The sequence below is a fragment of the Methylobacterium sp. 1030 genome, assembly GCF_040544715.1.
GTDB lineage: Bacteria > Pseudomonadota > Alphaproteobacteria > Rhizobiales > Beijerinckiaceae > Methylobacterium.
Genome location: NZ_JBEPKM010000004.1, coordinates 65,310 through 83,041 on the forward strand (window position 1 = coordinate 65,310; position 17,732 = coordinate 83,041).

Below are 17,732 nucleotides of genomic sequence, written 5' to 3' on the forward strand. Positions count from 1 at the left end.
TCAGGAGCCGCGTGAGAGCTGGAGAGCCGCGCCTTCGTGCGGCCTGAACGGCATCCGGCCTGTGCTGCACGTCACGGCAATCTCTGGAAGATCGCCTACAATCCTACACAGTTCGGCGGGCCGACGTAAACGCGGATCTGCTAGACGCCACCGTGCTTGCAGAAGGTGTGGGATAGTGAAGACGTTGCTCGCAGCCGCCATACTTCTCGGATCGACGGTCGGCGCGATGGCGGTCGAGTCGTACGGGGATTACCGTGACTATTTCGATGCGAAGCCCGTGACCGCGAAGCGCGCGCCGCGCAGCGCTTCCCAGAAGAAGGCTCCCATCGACATCACCACGGACTTGAGCGCGGTGCGACGCCGCGCCGATGGCGACCACCGTGAGATGTACCGCTACGAGACTGGGTCGAGGCTGATCGCTGACATGAGGCCTCGCAACTGGGACGGCGGGCATGTTCCCGTGCAGCCGCACAGTTGGTCGCCGGATGGCTTCTGGAGCCCCATGGTACAGTCACACGAGGGGCGCGAGCGGCCCGACCAGTCATTCGAGGGGCGGGGACGGCCCGAGCGATTCCGGTGATGCTGCGTCCTGTAGGGCGCGATGGACGCTGCGGCGTGAGATCTTGAGCGCTCGTTCGAGGCGGTCGAGTACGCCACCCTCGAATGGGTCGACTGGTTCAACCACCGGCGGCCGCTCCAACCGATCGGCACGCTGCCTCCGCCGAGACGGAAACCCGCCGCTTCTGCCGAAGCCGAGGTCCGAGCCTTGGCCGCCTGACCCGAACCGGACAGGCTCCGGGAAAGCCGCCGCGGTTTACTGCGGGTGACGGCGCAGGCCCGCAAAACCATAGACCTCGATGGGCTTGTCCAGCGGACTAGCTCATCGCCGTGGCGTGACGACGCCTGTTATGCGGCGTACAAGAACAAAGGCGCTTGCGCTGAGCGGACTCGGGTTTGTCCGACGGGTCTGCGACGATTGCCGAAGTCAGAGCGGGAACGCTGGTGGCTTGCGGCAACGAACAAACCTAACTTTTGACTACCATACAGGGCCGAGTTCCTGCTGAACCATAGCTGGTGACATCGCCTATTCGCGGACGTGCGACAAGGTCGTCGGATGAAATCCTTATCCCGTCTCTTTGTGGCCGCATCACTGGTCGGATGTTACAGCATTGGGTGCGCGCGAGGGCATGCTCCGGGACTGGGTGACGCACGTGGGGCCATCGTGCGTCCCGCGGCCATGAAGCTGTTTGACGCCGAGCCCGTCTTTCCTCGGGTCCCGGCGATCATGCCAAGTCCGTGGATGCCCCTCGAGGTTGGGCGGACCATGGGGGCGATCTGCAAGCCCCACGACGCGGGCGGAGGGACCTCGTTCCTCGGGCTTCATTTCGACGATTACTGCTTCGGCCCGGCTCCTGAGCATGTGGCACACGCTGTCTTGGCCCTCCCTGTCCGAGCGTTCGACCTCGAACGTGACACGCGCCGTGAGGATCTGCGCAAAGCTTTTTATCTGGCGGCTCCCGGCTTCGGGCGCCGTCCTGACTTCACGCTGGGGGCCGGCGCGTTCATGGTCCGCAGCTTCGAGGGAGCGGACCCCCGAGACACCGTGTACCTGATCTGGCCCGTACGATGCGACGAGGGTGAGGCGGGGTTGGATTGCCGCAACGGCATGGGTCGGAAGGCTTTTCGGTTCGCTGCCGACGGCGCCTTGCGGGATGTCAGTGCGGACGTGCTGCCGGCGGATCCGGTCCTGAGCTTCGACGACCGCGTGCGTCAGACGAAGTACGGCGGCAGCGTCCTGTTTCTGCTCGACGACAAGCTGCCTTATGCGCCCACCATGCGCTGGATCATGGAATTCGATCCTGACTCGCCACCACTCGAGAAGGACGATCCGAAGGCCGCGGGCCCTTGGGCCCACTTCGGCTTCGTCCACTGGACCGGTTCTCGTTTCGAGCTCGTCGATCGAATTGCCCGATCGCAATGGCCGTGTCGGAAGCTCAATGACGCCCCGGCCTGCTCGACGTATCCCGACGGCTTCGAGGATCCCTTTGTCATCCCGTGAGCGGAACTCTCGAAGTCGAGGGTGGGGCGGTGCCATCGCCGGAGCATTTGCTGCTCAGGATCGACGGTCCGCCTCTCGATCCAGGTGACGCTCGTCCTCTGTTCGCTCTCTCAGGGAGACGGTGATCGTCCCGACACTTTTGAATAGGGGCGCATCGTGGCTCTGTCGGGCGACCGTTGGCACGCGACAGAGGAGGTCGAACAGGCAGCGATGGAAGGACATCGGCGAAGGCGCACGCCCGCATGGCGTGCTCAATGTGGCCGGTTGCACCCTCGACGCGGCCAACACCGGAGACACACCGTTGACCAGCCGTCCCAAGATCAGCTCCGTTCCGATCGTCCCCAGTGAGGTCGAAGGTACTCTCGAAGCTCCCGTCATCTACTTCGAAGCCACATCGACGCATGGCGTCGGAGGAGGCGTCGGTCGCCTCGCTCTCGAGATGATGCTCTCCGAGCCCAGCGCGGACGGCACCCCGATCAGTCGGCGAAAGATAGTCGTACACCTGCGCGGCCCGCTGGGCGCGTTCATAAGTCTGAAAGCCGCGATTGAACACATCGAGGAAATGGCCGCCGGCCCGCTCACGGCGGACATCGCGGAAGATGGGAAACCCAATTGAATCGCGTGCAGATCTGCGTCAAGCGGTGCTCTCGTACTCAGGTCCTATTGGTTCATTCCGGTTTTCCGTAAAATAGAACTTGTATTGATGCTTGGATCGGAGCAGGTCGAATTTCCGGATTGCGTGAGGGATAATCGATTGGCATGGCAGTATGTGATGTATCCCGCGCTGGACATGCAGCGTGTTGATATCGGATATTCGTTCGTCATCCGGTCATAGGGCAGAACAGGGCAAATATTCGGGATAGTTGGCTTCTTGCCCGTCCTCTCCCGGACGGCGGATGCATCGCGGCGGACAGATCCAGTCGCGGATTGCCGCGAAAAATCTTGCATTCCTCAAGCTTGCGAGGGATTCGAAAATCGCCCTCAGGATTTTCCCTGGCAATTTCGAATGATATCGATTCTGAACGCGTTGCTGCGAGCCTACTGGCGTGACGCCCGCCTGACGACCATCGCGGTGATCTCGGCCAGTTTGCTCGGTGCATTGGCCTCGATCTCGGCTCCGTACCTTTTCTCACGCGCCGTCGACGATCTGGCCCGCGGACAAGTGCGGTCCGACGCGCTCCCGCTCCTCATGTCCTACGCGTTCCTGTTCGGATGCGCGAAAGCTCTGGGCATTGGATCACGGTTCCTGATCGTGCTTTGCGCGGAGCGTCTATCGTTCATTGCAAATACGGCCTTCTTTGCGCGCCTCCTACACAAGACGCCAGCCTTCTTCCTGGAGCACAACGCCGCGGAGATCGGGACTGCCCGTCAGCAGGGAACCCAGACGCTGAACCTCATCACCCAGCTCGGGCTCGGAGGCTTGCTCCCTGGATGCGTCCAGATCGCCTTCAGCGTCCTAGTCCTCGGCAACCTCGTCAGCTGGGACATAGCCCTGATCATATTCATCTACGGCGTGGTCGTGATCGCGCTCGACTACACGCGTATCGGCAAAGTCAAACCCGCTCTCAATGAGGCGATGAATCAAAGTCAGGCCAATGCGCGCTTGGTCGGCAACGCCATCGCCGTCATCGACACCCTGCGCCAGACACGCGGCGAACGATGGATCACCGAGCGCTTTACTGCCAGCGCGGGTGATGCCTTCGCGAATTTGCGGCGCTACGCGCTGGTGAGCAGCGCCTTCTGTGGGCTTCTGGGCATCGCTGCAGCCTTGCAGTTGACGGTCACGTTCCTGATCCTCGTCCCCCGGTTCGAGGGCGGCCTGATCTCGATCGGCGGCATCGTGCTCTTCAACACGTTGCTGATCCAGTTGAATGAGCCGTTCCACATGGTCGGCATGGCCATCAAGGAGTCGGTCGAAGCAGCGGCCCGCTTCCGGCCCTTAGCGATGATGTGGAGAGCACCGGAAGAACTCGAGCCCGCCGATCCGCTGCCCTACCGGCCGTCCCTCGGCATCGTCGCTTTCGAGAACGTCAGCTTTCGCTACGCCAATGGTCGTGGCGTTGCCGACCTCTCCTTCGTCGCTCGCCGCGGCACGCCGACCTTCCTTACGGGTGAGACCGGTGCAGGCAAATCAACCGTCGTTCGCCTGCTGTTGAAGGGGTTGCAACCGAGCGGCGGCCACATCTTCGCCGACGGAACCGACCTGACTCGCATCGCGAGCGATGATTGGTTCAACCATGTCGGCGTCGTGCCGCAAGAGGTGACACTGCTCAACGATACGCTGTCGGCCAACATCGTGCTGGGCCGTCCGTTCGACGCGGAGCGCCTCCGCCGGGCCTCCGCGCAGGCCTCCATCCTCACGCGCATCGAGGCCATGCCGGAAGGGTTTGAGACCGTCGTGGGCGAACGGGGCCTCAAGCTGTCGGGCGGTGAACGGCAACGCATCGCCATCGCGCGGGCGCTCTACGGCGAACCGGCGATTCTCGTTCTGGACGAAGCCAGTTCGGCCCTCGACGACGAGACCGAGCGGCACATCATGGACGGCTTACGTGACCTTGTTGACGGGTTGACCATCATCGCGGTCACGCACCGCACCTCCATGATACGGCCAGGAGATCAGAACGTCCGCCTGTCGGCGTCCCCACCACGGGCGTAGCCGTCTGAGATGGGCCGACAGCCGAAGGGCGGCTCCGGGTGGAATGCCGCCATTTTTGCTGTGGGACGGCAGATGTAGCGAAGCGGATATATAGCCGCACGGACCAAGTCCGACCCTTTTCCGACCCTCGCAGCGCCAGAGTGCAGGCCGCGTTGCGAGGCGAAGGTTCGTGGCCGGAACGGGCGGCTCCGCGATCGGCCGGGTTCGAGCACCATGTCGAGGACGTGGGCGTTCGACGTCTGACGGAAGGCCGCCCCGGGACGCTGAGCGCGTCTCGACCACGAACGGCGCGAAGCCGGGTCCCAGAACGCCACCGGCATGCCCCGATCCATGCCGCAGATTTGCAACAGAACATGGAAAACAGCCGTTCTACTAGAACTATTCCAGTTCAAGGCCCCGCATTCGCATCGCTGTTTCGTAGCGGCCGAACAAGCGTTTGGCTGAGAGCAGATGCATCAGTTTAGATCGGCTAAAAGCGTTCAGAACGCTTGCGTCTATCCTCGGCGTGACAGTCTAATCGGCCGGCGCCGCGCGCTCGTGTGCGTCGGCGAGGCACCTGAGGATTGGAGTTATGGCGGCGGTATCATTGGATGCCCTACATCGCAGTGAGAACCTGAACCTCCAGCGGTTCCTTCTTCGCAAACTCGGGAACCCTGCCGACGCAGCCGACGCCGCGCAGGAGACGTATCTTCGCCTCGTCAAAGCACTCACGACCACCGACTTGGAGCATCCGCGCCTCTTCCTGTTCCACCTCGCGCGCAACGTCGCCGCCAATCTCGGCAAGCGCCGCCGGTTCGAAGCGCGCCTCTTCCGATCCATGACCGATCTCGAACTGTCGAGCGTCGTGGACGGGCACGCCCAGACCGAGACGCAGGTGATCGCCCGCGAGCAGCTGCGCCTCGTGGCGGCAACGATCGACGGGCTGCCGCCGCGCTGCCGGGAGGCGTTCCTGCTCAGCACCGTCGAGGGCCTCTCGAACTGGGAGGTCGCCGTCCGTCTCGGCGTCAGCCGCAACATGGTCGAGAAGCACCTCATCACGGCGCTGCTGCACATTCGTCGCGCGTGTCACGAGTTTTTCTGATCGGGCACGTCAGGAGTTCGCGGCCTCGATGGTCTTCATAGGTCGGACGGGCGGAGCGGGCAGCGGGTCGACATGGAGGAGGAGCGCAAGCCCGCGGGCGACGACGAGGCCGCCGACGACCCGATCTACGCGCGGGCCGCGTTCTGGGTGGTTCGCCTGTCCTCCCCCGACGCGACCGACGCCGACCGGGCAGCCTTCGAGACCTGGCGCGCCGCCGACCCGGCCCATGCCGAGGCCTACGCGGAGATGGAGGCGTGGCGGGGCATCGCCGGGCGCGTGCCCGATACGCGCCGGCGCAGGCGGCCGCCGCCGACGCGCCTCGTCGGTCTCGCGGCAGCGCTGGGCCTGTCCGGATTCATCACCTACGAGAGCGGGATCCTCGACCGTGTCCGCGCCGACGTCTGGACCGGGATCGGGGACATCGAGACGGCGCGGCTCCCCGACGGCAGCCGCGCCGCCCTCAACACCGACACCGCGCTCGTCCTGCACTTCACGGCCGCCGCGCGCGACGTCCACCTGCTGCGCGGCGAGGCGGTGTTCGATGTCGTGCCCGACAGCGCCCGACCCTTCGTGGTCTACGGCGGCGGGTTGCGGGTGCGCGCTGTGGGGACGCGCTTCTTCGTCCGGGCCGGCGGGGACGCCGAACCGGTCGGCGTGGCGGAGGGGCGCGTGGACGCGTCGACGACCGCGGGCGCCGTGACCATCGGAGCCGGCGAGGTCGCCCTCCGGAGCGCCGACGGCCATCTGACGGTCGAGCGCGGCGATGTGGGGCGCGCCACGACGTGGCGGGAGGGCAAGCTCGTCGTCACGGGGCAGCCCCTCGCCGCGGTCGTGGCCGACCTGAACCGCTATCGGCGCGGGCGCATCGTCCTGCTCGGTTCGGGGCTCGGCGCGCAGCGCTTCAGCGGGACGCTCGACATCCGCGACACCGACGACGCGCTCGACGTTCTGGCCGCGACGATGAGCCTGCGCGTCACGCGCCTGACTCCGTACCTCGTCCTCGTCAGGCCGCCGGCCTGACGAGGCGAAAAAAACCGACGCGGGGAGGTCAGGAGTTTCGCGCCTCGATTGTCGTTTGTCCGTGAGGGCCACGGCACCGCCCTCACGCTCACCGACCTCGCCGGCCCGGCCTCCGCCGTCCTGGGCAACGGCGCCCTCACGGTCTCCAGTGCGGCCGCCTCCACCTATGCCGGCGCCATCCTGGAGACCGCGAGCCCGACCAGCCTGACCAAGGCCGGCCCCGGCACGCTCCTGCTCACCGGCCCCGGCCTCTTCTCCGGCCCGACCACAATCCAGGCCGGCACGCTCTCCCTCAACGGCCTCTGGACCTCGCCGGTCACGGTCGCGGCCACCGGCACCCTGCGCGGCATCGGCACCGTCGCGGCCCCGGTCACGGTCGCGGGCGCCCTGCGGCCGGGCAACTCCCCCGGCACGCTCACCGTGCTCGGCGCGGTGGCGTTCGCCCCCGGCAGCAGCCTCGGCCTCGACATCGACGGACCGGGCACCGGCACCGGCGCGGGCAGCTACGCCCGCCTCCTGGCGCTCGGCCCGACCGGTACGGTCTCGGCCAACGGCACCCTGGTGCCGGAACTGCGCGGCATCACCGGCAACGCCACGAACAGCTTCACCCCCGCGCTCGGCCAGCGCTTCGGCGTGCTGACAGCGCAGGCCGGGCTGTCGGGCTCGTTCAGCGGGCTCGCCCAGCCGGCGGCGGGCCTGCCGGCGGCCACGCGCCTCGACGCGCTCTACGCCGCCACCGGCCTCGACCTCGTGGTCACGCCGGCCGCCTACGGCAGCCTCGCCGGCCTCGGCCTCGCCCAGACCGGCAACGCCCGGGCCGTGGGCGCGGCCCTCGACCTCGCCCGCCCGGCCGCCGGCACGCGGCCGGACGCGGCGCGGGCGCGGGTGTTCGACCCGCTCTACGCGGCCGGCCCGGCGACGCTGCCGGGCGGCCTGGCGAGCCTGTCGGGCCAGAGCTACGGCGACGCGGTGATGACCGACCTCGCCGCGCGCCGTCTGCTCTCCGACACGATCGACCGGCACCAGCGCGGGCTGGGCGGGGGCGCGGGCGCGTTCAGCGCGGGCGATCCGGGCCCGGGCCCGAACCGCACGGCGCTGCAGGTGCGCGGCGGCGCCGGGGCGGCGGCGGCGCCGCTTGGGGTGGGCGAGGGCCGGGTCTGGGCCGACGCGCTGTACGGGTTCGGCGCGCGCGCCGGCGACCGGGCGGCCACGGGCGCCGGGTTCGACGCGGGCGGGCTGCTGATGGGCGTCGACCGTCAGGTCGGGGCGGACACGCAGGTCGGCGGTGCGTTCAGCTACCTGCGCGCGGGCGGCACGTCGCGGGGCGCGGGGCTGGGGCGGTTCACCACTGACAGCTACGGCGGCACGCTCTACGCGAGCACGCGGCTCGGCGCCGTGGTGCTGCGGGGCACGGCGGGGGTGTCGTACGCGGACGGCCGGGTGGACCGGACGGTGGCGCTGGGCGCGGCGGTGTCGCAGGCGAGCGGGGTGTCGTCGGGCTGGAACGGCGGGGTGTCGGGCTTTGCCGGGTACGCGCTGGCGACCGGCCTGCCGGTCGAGGTCGTGCCGGAGGTGGGCTTCAGCTACGACCGGCTGACGCGGGGCCGTGTGTCCGAGCGGGGCGGTCTGGTCGGGCAGGGCTTCGGCGGGCAGGGCTTCGCGGTGGCCGACCTCGACGCGGCGCGCAGCCTGGTCGGCGGGCGGGTGACGAGTTGGGCGTTGGCGGGCATTCCGGACCTGCGGCTGGAGGGTCGGGCGTACTGGGCGCACGAGCTGGCCGACACGGCGGCTTTGATCCGCTCGAGCCTGTTCGGGGCGGGGTTCGCGGGTCGGACGAGCGCGCTGGGCCGGGACGGCGCGGTTCTGGGGGTGAGCCTGACGGGGGCGGTCGCCGAGGGCGTGCGGCTGTCGGTGGGCTATACCGGCGACGTCCGCCCGGGCGCCACCGCCCAGGTGTTCACCGCCGGCCTCCAAGCCGCGTGGTGACGGCCTCTTGAGCCACGCTCCTCGTCGCGGCCGGGTCGCTCCCGGCACCCGTGCCGATCCCGCAGCATCACGCCGCGCATCGCACGGCGCGGCGGCGAGGGCAGCGAGGATCTCGGACGCCACCGCTGGATCGTCGCGCACGCCGGCGTGGTCGGCGCGCTTCCGCCGCCTCGCCATCCGCTCCGGGCGGCGCGACGATCTCCGCGCGCCTTCGCCCATCCCGTCCGCGCCCTCGTCCGCCGGACCCGGGCCAGAGGGTCGTGTGGCCGACTCCGCGTCAGAGGCGTCGGTGAGGAGCCAACTCGAGAGCGGACGCGCCGCGAACCGGCGTGGCAGTCGGATCCGTCGCGGCCGAGTAGGTTTCAGCCGTCCCCTTCTGCTTACGCTTCGCGGCGTAGAGGGCCGCGTCGGCGTGGCGCAGCAGCACGTCGCGGTCCTGTCCGGCCTCTCGTGACCGCGCGAGGCCGATCGTTCCCGTCACCCGCGCGATCTGACCCTGCCCTTTCACGACCATCTCGAGGTCGTGCAGGAGGCGCCGCACCATCGCCTGCACGCCCGCGCCATCGCAGCCGGCAGGCACCAGGATCGCGAACTCGTCGCCCCCCAACCGTGCCGGGAAGCAACCGGCGTAGCAGGGCGCGCGCAACCGCTCGGCTACGCAACGCAGAACCTCGTCGCCGGCCGCGTGCCCGAGGCGATCGTTCACGCCCTTGAAGCCGTCGAGGTCGATCAGGAGGACAGCCACATCGTCGTCGGAAGCGCGCGCCTCGCGCAGCCGCGCGTCGAGCGCGCGGTGGAATTCGGCTCGGTTGGCGAGTTGCGTCAGGTCATCGGTGCGCGCCTGATGGCGAAGACGCTGCTCCAAGCTGTGCCGTTCGGTGATGTCCTGGATCAGGCCGATGAGGGCGACGGGCTTACCCTTGACCAATTCGATCTCGCAGGAGCACCGCACGCGCCGGGCATTGCCCTTGGCGGTCACGAAATCGGCGTCCATCTCGAACGGCTCGCCCGTGTCCAGCACGCGCCTGACGGCCGCGCGGAAGAGGGCGCGATCGGGCTCGGGAAAGAAGTTCATGATCGCGCCAATCGGCACACCGCCGCTGACGGGCAGCTCGTGAATGACGAAGACGCCGTCCGACCAGGAGGTCGACCGCGTCTCGATATCGTAGCGGTACGAGCCCATCTCGGCCATGCGCTCCGCCTGCTTGAACTGGCGGCGCTCACGCTCCAGGCCCTCGACGGCCATCCGGCGCTCTTCGGCAGCCTCGGCTGCGCGCAGGGCCACGGCGCGCGCCTCGATCAGGGCCTCCGCGATGCAGGCCAGCTCTTCGAGCACCTCCAGGTCTGTCGTCGTCGGCTCGCGGGGCTGTTCGTCGAGGACGCAGAGCGTGCCGATCGTGATCTTGTCGCCGTCGGCTTGCCGGACGCGGACCGGCACGCCCGCGTAGTAGCGGATGTACGGGGCGTTCGTGACGAAGGGGCTGGCCACGAAGCGAGGGTCGAGGCTGGCATCCGCCACGATCAGCGGAGCCTCCGTCTCGAACACGACGGGGCAGAACGCCTGGGCACGCGGCGTCTCGGCCGCCAAGGGACCGCAACGCGCCTTGAACCACTGGCGCTCCGGGTCGATCAGGGTGATCGAGGACATGCCGGTGCCGAGCATGCGCTGCGCGAGCTTGGCGAGTGCATCGAACTCGCGCTCCGGCGGCGTGTCGAGGAGGGCGATCTCGGCCAGCGCCTGCTGGCGGAGTGCCTCGCGCTGGGTATTCGATATGGTCCCCTGCAGCACTGTTCGACCTCGCCGGAGCCAAGATGGTATCCGGGGGATACGACGAGAAGGTTTAATCGAGGGTGCGATGGCCTGACCTTTCGTCGAGGCCCGGCTTCGTCCTGGGACTGGCGCTGTCCGGCACGCGCGCAGGGGCCGCTCTCACCGCTCTTCTCCCGCGAGCCGGCCGGCAGCTTCCGAGCGGGGGCGATCCGGCAGCGACCCGGGGTAGCCGTTCCGACGAACATGGCCCCTCCCGGGGGAAACAGCCGAGTGTCCGGCGATGCGGGCTTCGGCCGGCGCTGGGGCCTCCCGGGCCTGGATCGCTGACCCGTGCGAGAAGCCGCGCGGCGGCGCGCGCGCGTCAGGTGGCTGCCCGCAGGGTGATCCGCGTCAGCTCCGACGGACGCCCGAGCCGGAGGGCGAAGCCGGGCCAGAGCCCGGTGCCGTTGCTGACGTAGAGCCGCATGGCCCCGACCCGGTACGCCCCCGAGACGAACCCGGAATTGCCGCGCGCCACCAGCCGGTCCAGGCCGCGGATCATGCCGCCGTGGGTGTGGCCGGAGAGCTGGAGCGCCACGCCGCGCGCCGCGGCCCGCGCGGCGTTGGCCGGCTGGTGATCCAGCAGAACGATCGGCGCGCCCGGCGGTGCGCCCGCCAGGGCCGCGTCGAGGTCGGGCCCCGGATGCCCCGTGGCGGGCGCGGAGCGGTCGGTGACGCCGGCCAGCACCAGCGCGCCGCCCCCGCGCCTCAGGATCGTGTGGGTGTTGGCGAGGACGCGGATCCCCAGGCCCGCGAGATGGCGCATCCAGGAATCGTGGTCGAAGAAGTACTCGTGGTTGCCGGGCACGGCCCAGACACCGTCGCGCGCGCGCAGGGCCCGCAGCGGCGCGACGTCGTCTCGCCGGGCCTCCAGCGAACCGTCGATGAAGTCGCCGGTCACGACGATCAGGTCGGCCTGGAGGGCGTCGGCCCGCGCGACGACGGCCCGCGCCCAGGCGGCCGGGAACAGGCGGCTGATATGCAGGTCGGTCAGGTGCAGGATCGTGTAGCCGTCGAGGCCGGGGGGCAGGTCCGCGATCGCGACCGGGACGTCTTTCAGGGGCGGCACGCGCACGGCCTGCCACACGGCGACGGCCGAGAGGCCGGCGGCCGTCGAGGCCACCGCGATGCGCCAGGCGGTCGGGATCGCCCAGCCGCCCCCGGGCAGAGCCAGCGAGATCAGCGCGACGGCATCGAGGCCGAGCTGCATCACCGCCGCCAGCGCGATCGCACCGAACGCCCAGTTGAACAGGATCACGATCGGGCGCGGGAATTCGGGCGCGAAGACCGACCCGGAGGAGAGGCGGCTCCACAGGTGGTACTGGGAGGCGACCAGGAGGAGCCCGGCGAGGCCGAGCCTGAGCGCGAGCGGCACCGGCAGGGGCCACACCACCCGCGCGATGACGTAGGCCGCGGGCAGGCTGGGGATGAGGCGGATCATGGGCGGCTACATGGACCGGGCGACGGCCGAAAGGCAAAGCTCGCGCCGGGCCGCCCGGTGCGCGGCGGCACATGCGGTCGCCTCGCGCGGGTCGGGAGGTGCCCTCTGCCGGCCCGTCGCCCGCCCCGCCTTCCCCCCGCCGCGCCCGGAGAAGGTCAGCGTCAGCGCGCGCCCGGATCGAACCAGGCGCGCAGCGGATCGAGGGTGGTCTCGTGCGCCAGCGGGGGCGACGCGCCGTCCGGGGCCGCCATGCCCACGCGGTCGTGCCAGTACGTCGCCAGCCCCACCTGCGCCGTGCCCACGAGGTCGAAGGCCGAGCCCGCGACGAACAGGCAGCGCGCCGGCTCGACCCCGAGGGCCTGCAGTCCCAGCCGGTAGGGACGCGGATCGGGCTTGTAGAACCCGGCGCGCTCCGCCGTGACGACCGCGTCGAGTTCGACCCCCAGGCAGCCGGCGGCGATGCGACCCAGACGTTCGGAGCAGTTGGTCACGACGCCGAGCCGCACGGAGCGCGCCGCGAGCGCCTGCAGGGTCTCCGTCACGCCGGGCCAGGGCCGGAGCTCGCTGTAGCGATCCTCGAGGTCCGCCGCGAGGCGGCGCGGCAGGCCCACCGCCGCGGCGGCCTCCGCCACGAGATCCTCGTAGGGCTGGTACGCCCCCGTCCGGTAGGTGATCCGCAGGTACTCGGCCCGCCACCGGCGGCCGGCCTCCGTGCTGCCGGCGACCGAGTCCCACAGGGACCAGCTGTCGAGCAGGGCCGTCAGGAGGTCGAACAGGACGGCGTCGAACCGGTGGGCTGTCATGATGGGCTTCTCCTTCCGTATCGGGCGCCGCATCGGGCGGCGTCGGTGCCGGGGGCCTCGGGCCGCGCCGACCGGGCCCGGAGCGCGCGTCAGTGCGCGCGTCAGTGCGCGCGGGCGGCATGCGCCGCCCCGAGGAGGGCGGCGGTCACGCGCCTCGCGGTGTCCAGGCGGGCTCCCGCCGCGTCCGGCGCCGCCGGGCGCTCGCGAGGCGCCCGATCCGCGACGTCACGGTCGGCGCCGCCTACCAGCCATTGATGCGCGGCCAGACGGCGGCGACCCGCCCGTCGGCGTCGAGGACGTGGTAGCGGTCGTACTGGGCGCCCGTCGCGCAGGCGTGGTTCGGCAGGACGCGCACACGATCGCCGAGGGCCAGGTCGGGGAGGGCGGCGCGGGAGCCCGGGCGCAGGGCGAGGATGCCGTGCTCCTGGTTGGCGTCGGCGACGATCAGGTCCGGGTAGGGGCGGCCGGCGCGGTCGCAGACCACGCCGTAGCCCTGATCGACCGCCTGCCGGGCCGTGCCCCGGTCGCGCGACAGCGCCATCCAGCCGGCATCGGTGATGATCCAGCCCTTGTCGCGGCGGTGCCCGATCACGGTGGCGAGCACGCTCACCGCGATGTCGTCGACCGCGACGGAGCCGACCCCGGCCTGGAACAGGTCGCCGAACATGAACACGCCGGCACGGACCTCGGTGATCCCGTCGAGGTTCCGGGCGTAGCGCGCGGTCGGGGTCGAGCCGACGCTCACCACCGGGCACGGCAGGCCCGCCGCGCGCAGGAGGGTGGCCGCCGTCACCGCCGCCGCGCGCTCGCCCTCCGCGGCCGCGGCGAGATCCTCGGGATCGCTGAGGCCGTAGCTGTCGCCGGCGTGGAGCAGCACGCCGCGCAGGTCCGCCCCCGCGCCGAGCGCGCGCCCGATCGCCACCAGCAGCGCCGCGTCGGCCGGCTTCACGCCGGAGCGATGCCCGTCGGCGTCGACCTCGATCAGGACCGGTAGACGGTCGCCGGTCCGCGCGGCCCAGGCGGCGACCGCGTCCGCCTGCTCGATCGAGTCGAGCACCACGGCGAGGTCCGCACCCCAGCGGCGCCGGACCGCTCCGACGCGGTCGAGCTTCTGCGGGGCGATGCCGACGCCGTAGATCATGTCCCGGACCCCGCCCTCGGCGAAGTACTCGGCCTCGCGCAGGGTCGAGACGATCGCCGGGCCGGCCGGACCGGTCATCGCCAGGCGGGCGACGTCGATCGACTTCGCCGTCTTCAGGTGCGGCCGGAAGGCGACGCCCAGCCGGTCCAGGTGCGCCCGCAGCCCCGCGAGGTTCGCGCGCAGCCGCGCCTCGTCCAGGAGAAGGCACGGTGTCTGAAGAGGACCCGACGCCCCGTCGGCCTCCGCTGACGGCACCTGCGTCCCGACTCCGGTCTCCGGCATGTCCACGCCTCTCTGTCTCGCTGCCGGGTGACAGATCATGCCGGACCGCGAGACGCCATTAATCTGTTCGGCATTCTGGATTAAGGTCGGCCTTAATGCTCGACACCGACGATCTCCGCTTCTTCGTCGCGGTCGCGGCCAGCCCGTCCCTGGCCGCCGCGGCGCGCAGTCTGAACGTGTCGCCCCCCGCCGTGACGCAGCGGCTGCGCAGCCTGGAGAAGCGGCTGCGGGTCCATCTGGTGGACCGGTCCGGCCGCGGCCTCACGCTGACCGACGAGGGGGAGCTTCTGGCCGAGCGCGGTCGCGACCTCCTCGGCGCCTTCGACGATCTCGCCGACGCCCTGGCCGAGCGCGTCGGCGCGGTGACCGGACATCTGCGCGTCGTCGCCCCGCTCGGCTTCGGGCGCCGCTACGTGGCCCCGGTCGTGACGGCGTTCCGGCTGCGGCATCCGGGCGTGCGGATCGACCTGCTGCTCTCGGATCGCCTGGGCCGCATCCCGTCCGAGACCTGGGACCTCGCGATCCACGTCGGTGAGATCAGGGAGGCGACCCCGAGCCTGACCGTGCGCGCCCTCGCGCCGAACGACCGGATCCTCTGCGCGGCGCCCGCCTACCTGGCCCGGCATCCGGCCCCGCGCGTGCCGGCCGACCTGCGGGATCACACCTGCATCGCGCTGCGCGAGAACGACGAGGACGTGACGCTCTGGCGCTTCCGCGCGGCGGAGGGCGCCGAGGTCCGCGTCAGGGTGGATGCGGCCTTGGTCAGCAACGACGGCGACGTGGTGCGGGGCTGGGCCCTCGCGGGCCTCGGCGTGATCGTGCGCTCGGAATGGGATGTCGCCGACGACCTGCGCGCGGGGCGGCTGGCGCGCCTGCTCGAAGGCTACGCCCTGCCGTCGGCGCCGGTCGTCGCCCTGCTCGGCTCGGAACGGCGGTCGCGCGCGGCCCGGACGGAGCGGTTCCTCGAGGCGCTCCGGCGCTCGTTCGATCCGCTCCCGTGGCGCCCGCCCGCGGGTCCTGGCGCGGCCGCCGGGGATGCGGGGCCTTGAGGCGCCCCGGCCGCGCGCCGTCCGGCCCCGAACGCTCCGCCCGACGACGCCCGATCCCGCTCAGCTCCGGATCTCGATCGGCGTGCCGACCTCGACCCGCGCGTAGATCGCGCGGGCCTCGGCGTTGGTCACGCCCACGCAGCCATCCGTCCAGTCGATCAGACGATGCAGGCGACCGACCCAGGAGAACCCGTTCCTCAGACCGTGGATCATGATGTCCCCACCGGGCGGCACGCCGGCCGCGGACGCCGCGGCGCGGTCGGCGGCGTCCGGATAGGAGATCCGCAGCGCGAGGTGGGCGATGCTGTCCGGGTTCTTGCCCGCGATGCGGTAGCGGCTCTCGGGTGTTCTGCCGTCGCCCTCCATCGCCTTCGGGCCGACCGGCGCGAAGCCCAGCGAGACGCGGTAGACCGCCAGCACGCGTCCGCCGCGCAGCAGCGTCAGGCGCCGCTGCGCCTTCTCCACGCGGACGAGATCCGCGCGCTCGGCCTGCGGCACCAGGCCGGGGGCCGCGGAGCCCGCGGGACCGTCGGCCGTCCCGAAGAGGAGGGCGAGCGGCGCGACGCAGAGGATCGGTCCGACGAGGTGGCGGCATCTCATCGGCCGATCCTACGGGGCAGGCGTTTCACGGCCAAACGACCGGGCCCGGATCGCCGCCGGTCAGGGTCGATCCCGGAGTCAGGCGGCCCATCGCAGGGCGTCGCGGCCGGCGTGCTTCGCCTCGTACAGAGCGCTGTCGGCCCGCTGAGCCAGCGCTTCGTAGCCCTCGCCCACGCGCGCGACGGCCAAGCCCATGCTCAGGCTGACCGGCGCCTCGGACCCGGCACTGGTCGAGAATGCCGCGGCGCGTGCGCTCGCGCGGATCCGCTCGCACACCGCCCGGGCGCGCGCGAGATCGCTCTCGCGGAGAAGGATCACGAACTCGTCGCCGCCGAGGCGCGCGACCAGATCCCCCGGGCGGATCTGCGACGCGAGCAGCGATCCGAGAGTCTCGAGCGCGCGATCGCCCGCCGGATGCCCCCAGCGGTCGTTGATCTGCTTGAAATGATCCACGTCGATCGCGATCAGGCTGACGGGCGGCAGCGCCCTGACGGGCAGGATGGTCTCGATCTGATGCTCGAAACCTGCCCGGTTGAGCAGTCCTGTCAGGGAATCGGTGAAGGCGCTCCTCGTCATCTCCCGATCGTGCGCGGCCAGCTCGGCCGTGAGCCGCGCCCGCGCGGAGACCTCCGCCGCGACGGGCAGGCAGGTCAGCAGGATGAAGGCCAGAAACACCTGGAACGCCTGCGCCTGCGTGACGGCGTCGGCCGCGATCAGGACCATCGGCCCGCGACCGTACATCGTGGCGACGCCTCCGATGACGGCCACGACCATCACGGCCGCGGTGACACCCAGGCGGCCCAGCCGGAAAGCGATCAGGATGAGGGGCGGGAAGATCAGGAACAGCAAGGGGCGGCTGGTGCAGAAGAAGGTCGCGTACGCGACCGAACCTGCGAGGACGAGCAAGGCGGCCGCTTCGAGCCGGTCCCGCCAGCTCCGCTCCGCGAGCGCACGCGCGTAATCGCCTCGGAACAGCGAGAGCAGGAAGGGCGTGAAGACGATGAGTCCCAGGCCGTCGCTCGCGACCCAGGTGCCGAACGAGCGCAACAGGGGCTGGCCGAAGACGAGATGCGCCGTCAAGCCTCCCAGGACGCCGCTCGCGGCCGGTGCCAGCAATCCCGCGATCGCGAGGAACCGCAGGGCGGATCTCGTGGATTGCAGCAGGGCGTCCTGCTCGTAGGTCCTTCGCAGGAGACGGACGGCCAACATCACCTCGGCGAGGTTGGCGAGACTGTACAGGAAGGGGCCGATCAAAGTCCCCCGCGTCAGGACATTGGCCGCGATGTTCGCGGCCAGTCCGGCGCTCAGCACCGTGCCCGATCGGACCCTGTCATGGGAGAGCAGCAGGGCGACCAGAATGGCATTGGCCGGCCATAGGGCAGCGATGTCGTGTCCGCTACTGGCCAGGCTCAGTGTCGAAGCTGCGGTGCAGAAATAGAGAAACGCTGTCGTCAACCATAGATAGAGTGCCGGCTTCTCGTCGCTCTCGTCGTCGGATCGCTCTCGGATCATGGTCTCGATAGACATGAAAATTTATAACGAACAGATAATATTGTGCAACTATTGGTATGCTACTCGTCTATAATACAACTGCTGGGGATGGAGACAGCAATCGTCATGATCGGCGATCGGCGCAGCGAGCATTGCGCCGACTCGCATGATCGGAGATCGGAGCCGTTACGGGGTGCCGCTGAGGCGTCCGTCGCGCGGTTGACCGCGCGTCCCCGCGGCGGACCCGGTCTCGCGCGGAAGCGGCGGGCGTGCCGCTTCACGCCTGCCGTCCGCGATCCCGCCGGACCGAGCC

General features: G+C 70.2%; 14 protein-coding genes and 2 pseudogenes. 10 read left to right on the plus strand and 6 right to left on the minus strand.

What is annotated here, in order from left to right:
• Positions 1–175 precede the first annotated feature (175 nt).
• The 9 genes and pseudogenes from ABIC30_RS06650 to ABIC30_RS06690 form a co-directional block, all read left to right on the plus strand.
• Positions 176–580, plus strand: a complete 405-nt coding sequence (locus ABIC30_RS06650) for a hypothetical protein (protein ID WP_026605351.1) — start codon at positions 176–178, stop codon at positions 578–580.
• 57 nt (positions 581–637) lie between these two features.
• Positions 638–778: pseudogene (locus ABIC30_RS06655) on the plus strand (IS3 family transposase); the annotation flags it as partial.
• 459 nt (positions 779–1,237) lie between these two features.
• Positions 1,238–2,059 carry a hypothetical protein gene (locus ABIC30_RS06660; RefSeq protein WP_083916012.1) on the plus strand — a complete coding sequence of 274 codons (822 nt, stop codon included), beginning with the start codon at positions 1,238–1,240 and terminating at the stop codon, positions 2,057–2,059.
• Between the two features lie 301 nt (positions 2,060–2,360).
• Positions 2,361–2,675, plus strand: coding sequence for a hypothetical protein (locus ABIC30_RS06665; protein ID WP_020095892.1), 315 nt, complete (start codon positions 2,361–2,363; stop codon positions 2,673–2,675).
• Positions 2,676–3,065: 390 nt separating this feature from the next.
• A complete protein-coding gene (locus ABIC30_RS06670) occupies positions 3,066–4,715 on the plus strand; it encodes an ABC transporter ATP-binding protein (protein WP_056524280.1) in 1,650 nt (549 codons plus the stop codon).
• 571 nt (positions 4,716–5,286) lie between these two features.
• Positions 5,287–5,796, plus strand: coding sequence for an RNA polymerase sigma factor (locus ABIC30_RS06675; protein ID WP_042669387.1), 510 nt, complete (start codon positions 5,287–5,289; stop codon positions 5,794–5,796).
• Positions 5,797–5,868: 72 nt separating this feature from the next.
• Positions 5,869–6,816: a FecR family protein gene (locus tag ABIC30_RS06680; protein WP_020095896.1), complete on the plus strand. Its 948-nt coding sequence runs from the start codon at positions 5,869–5,871 to the stop codon at positions 6,814–6,816.
• A 48-nt stretch (positions 6,817–6,864) separates the two neighbouring features.
• Positions 6,865–8,802, plus strand: coding sequence for an autotransporter family protein (locus ABIC30_RS06685; protein WP_354454498.1), 1,938 nt, complete (start codon positions 6,865–6,867; stop codon positions 8,800–8,802).
• Positions 8,803–8,838: 36 nt separating this feature from the next.
• Positions 8,839–9,004: pseudogene (locus tag ABIC30_RS06690) on the plus strand (IS5/IS1182 family transposase); the annotation flags it as partial.
• Positions 9,005–9,079: 75 nt separating this feature from the next.
• Here ABIC30_RS06690 and ABIC30_RS06695 read toward each other — a convergent pair.
• From ABIC30_RS06695 to ABIC30_RS06710, 4 genes are all read right to left on the minus strand, one after another.
• Complete coding sequence (locus ABIC30_RS06695) at positions 9,080–10,576, minus strand: diguanylate cyclase domain-containing protein (protein WP_081636521.1); 1,497 nt, start codon at positions 10,574–10,576, stop codon at positions 9,080–9,082.
• Between the two features lie 358 nt (positions 10,577–10,934).
• Positions 10,935–12,053: a metallophosphoesterase gene (locus tag ABIC30_RS06700; RefSeq protein ID WP_020094937.1), complete on the minus strand. Its 1,119-nt coding sequence runs from the start codon at positions 12,051–12,053 to the stop codon at positions 10,935–10,937.
• A 161-nt stretch (positions 12,054–12,214) separates the two neighbouring features.
• On the minus strand, positions 12,215–12,856 hold the full coding sequence (locus ABIC30_RS06705; protein ID WP_354454501.1) for an HAD-IA family hydrolase: 642 nt from the start codon (positions 12,854–12,856) through the stop codon (positions 12,215–12,217).
• 241 nt (positions 12,857–13,097) lie between these two features.
• A complete protein-coding gene (locus ABIC30_RS06710) occupies positions 13,098–14,279 on the minus strand; it encodes an alanine racemase (RefSeq protein ID WP_020094935.1) in 1,182 nt (393 codons plus the stop codon).
• 95 nt (positions 14,280–14,374) lie between these two features.
• On the opposite strand from ABIC30_RS06710, the gene ABIC30_RS06715 reads away from it, so the two are divergent.
• Positions 14,375–15,328: a LysR family transcriptional regulator gene (locus tag ABIC30_RS06715; protein ID WP_020094934.1), complete on the plus strand. Its 954-nt coding sequence runs from the start codon at positions 14,375–14,377 to the stop codon at positions 15,326–15,328.
• A gap of 60 nt (positions 15,329–15,388) precedes the next feature.
• Here ABIC30_RS06715 and ABIC30_RS06720 read toward each other — a convergent pair whose 3' ends face one another.
• Together ABIC30_RS06720 and ABIC30_RS06725 are read right to left on the minus strand one after the other, a co-directional pair.
• Positions 15,389–15,928 (minus strand): L,D-transpeptidase family protein, encoded by a 540-nt coding sequence (locus ABIC30_RS06720; protein ID WP_234083320.1) that lies wholly within the window; start codon positions 15,926–15,928, stop codon positions 15,389–15,391.
• Between the two features lie 78 nt (positions 15,929–16,006).
• Complete coding sequence (locus ABIC30_RS06725) at positions 16,007–17,455, minus strand: GGDEF domain-containing protein (RefSeq protein WP_331327397.1); 1,449 nt, start codon at positions 17,453–17,455, stop codon at positions 16,007–16,009.
• Between the last annotated feature and the right edge of the window lie 277 nt (positions 17,456–17,732).

Excerpts from the sequence above, each read along its gene's own strand:
- ABIC30_RS06670 (WP_056524280.1), top strand. The coding sequence starts at position 3,066 with ATGATATCGATTCTGAACGCGTTGCTGCGAGCCTACTGGCGTGACGCC.
- ABIC30_RS06700 (WP_020094937.1), bottom strand. The coding sequence starts at position 12,053 with ATGATCCGCCTCATCCCCAGCCTGCCCGCGGCCTACGTCATCGCGCGG.
- ABIC30_RS06675 (WP_042669387.1), top strand. The coding sequence starts at position 5,287 with ATGGCGGCGGTATCATTGGATGCCCTACATCGCAGTGAGAACCTGAAC.
- ABIC30_RS06710 (WP_020094935.1), bottom strand. The coding sequence starts at position 14,279 with ATGCCGGAGACCGGAGTCGGGACGCAGGTGCCGTCAGCGGAGGCCGAC.
- ABIC30_RS06715 (WP_020094934.1), top strand. The coding sequence starts at position 14,375 with ATGCTCGACACCGACGATCTCCGCTTCTTCGTCGCGGTCGCGGCCAGC.
- ABIC30_RS06725 (WP_331327397.1), bottom strand. The coding sequence starts at position 17,455 with ATGTCTATCGAGACCATGATCCGAGAGCGATCCGACGACGAGAGCGAC.
- ABIC30_RS06705 (WP_354454501.1), bottom strand. The coding sequence starts at position 12,856 with ATGACAGCCCACCGGTTCGACGCCGTCCTGTTCGACCTCCTGACGGCC.
- ABIC30_RS06720 (WP_234083320.1), bottom strand. The coding sequence starts at position 15,928 with ATGAGATGCCGCCACCTCGTCGGACCGATCCTCTGCGTCGCGCCGCTC.
- ABIC30_RS06660 (WP_083916012.1), top strand. The coding sequence starts at position 1,238 with ATGAAGCTGTTTGACGCCGAGCCCGTCTTTCCTCGGGTCCCGGCGATC.
- ABIC30_RS06680 (WP_020095896.1), top strand. The coding sequence starts at position 5,869 with ATGGAGGAGGAGCGCAAGCCCGCGGGCGACGACGAGGCCGCCGACGAC.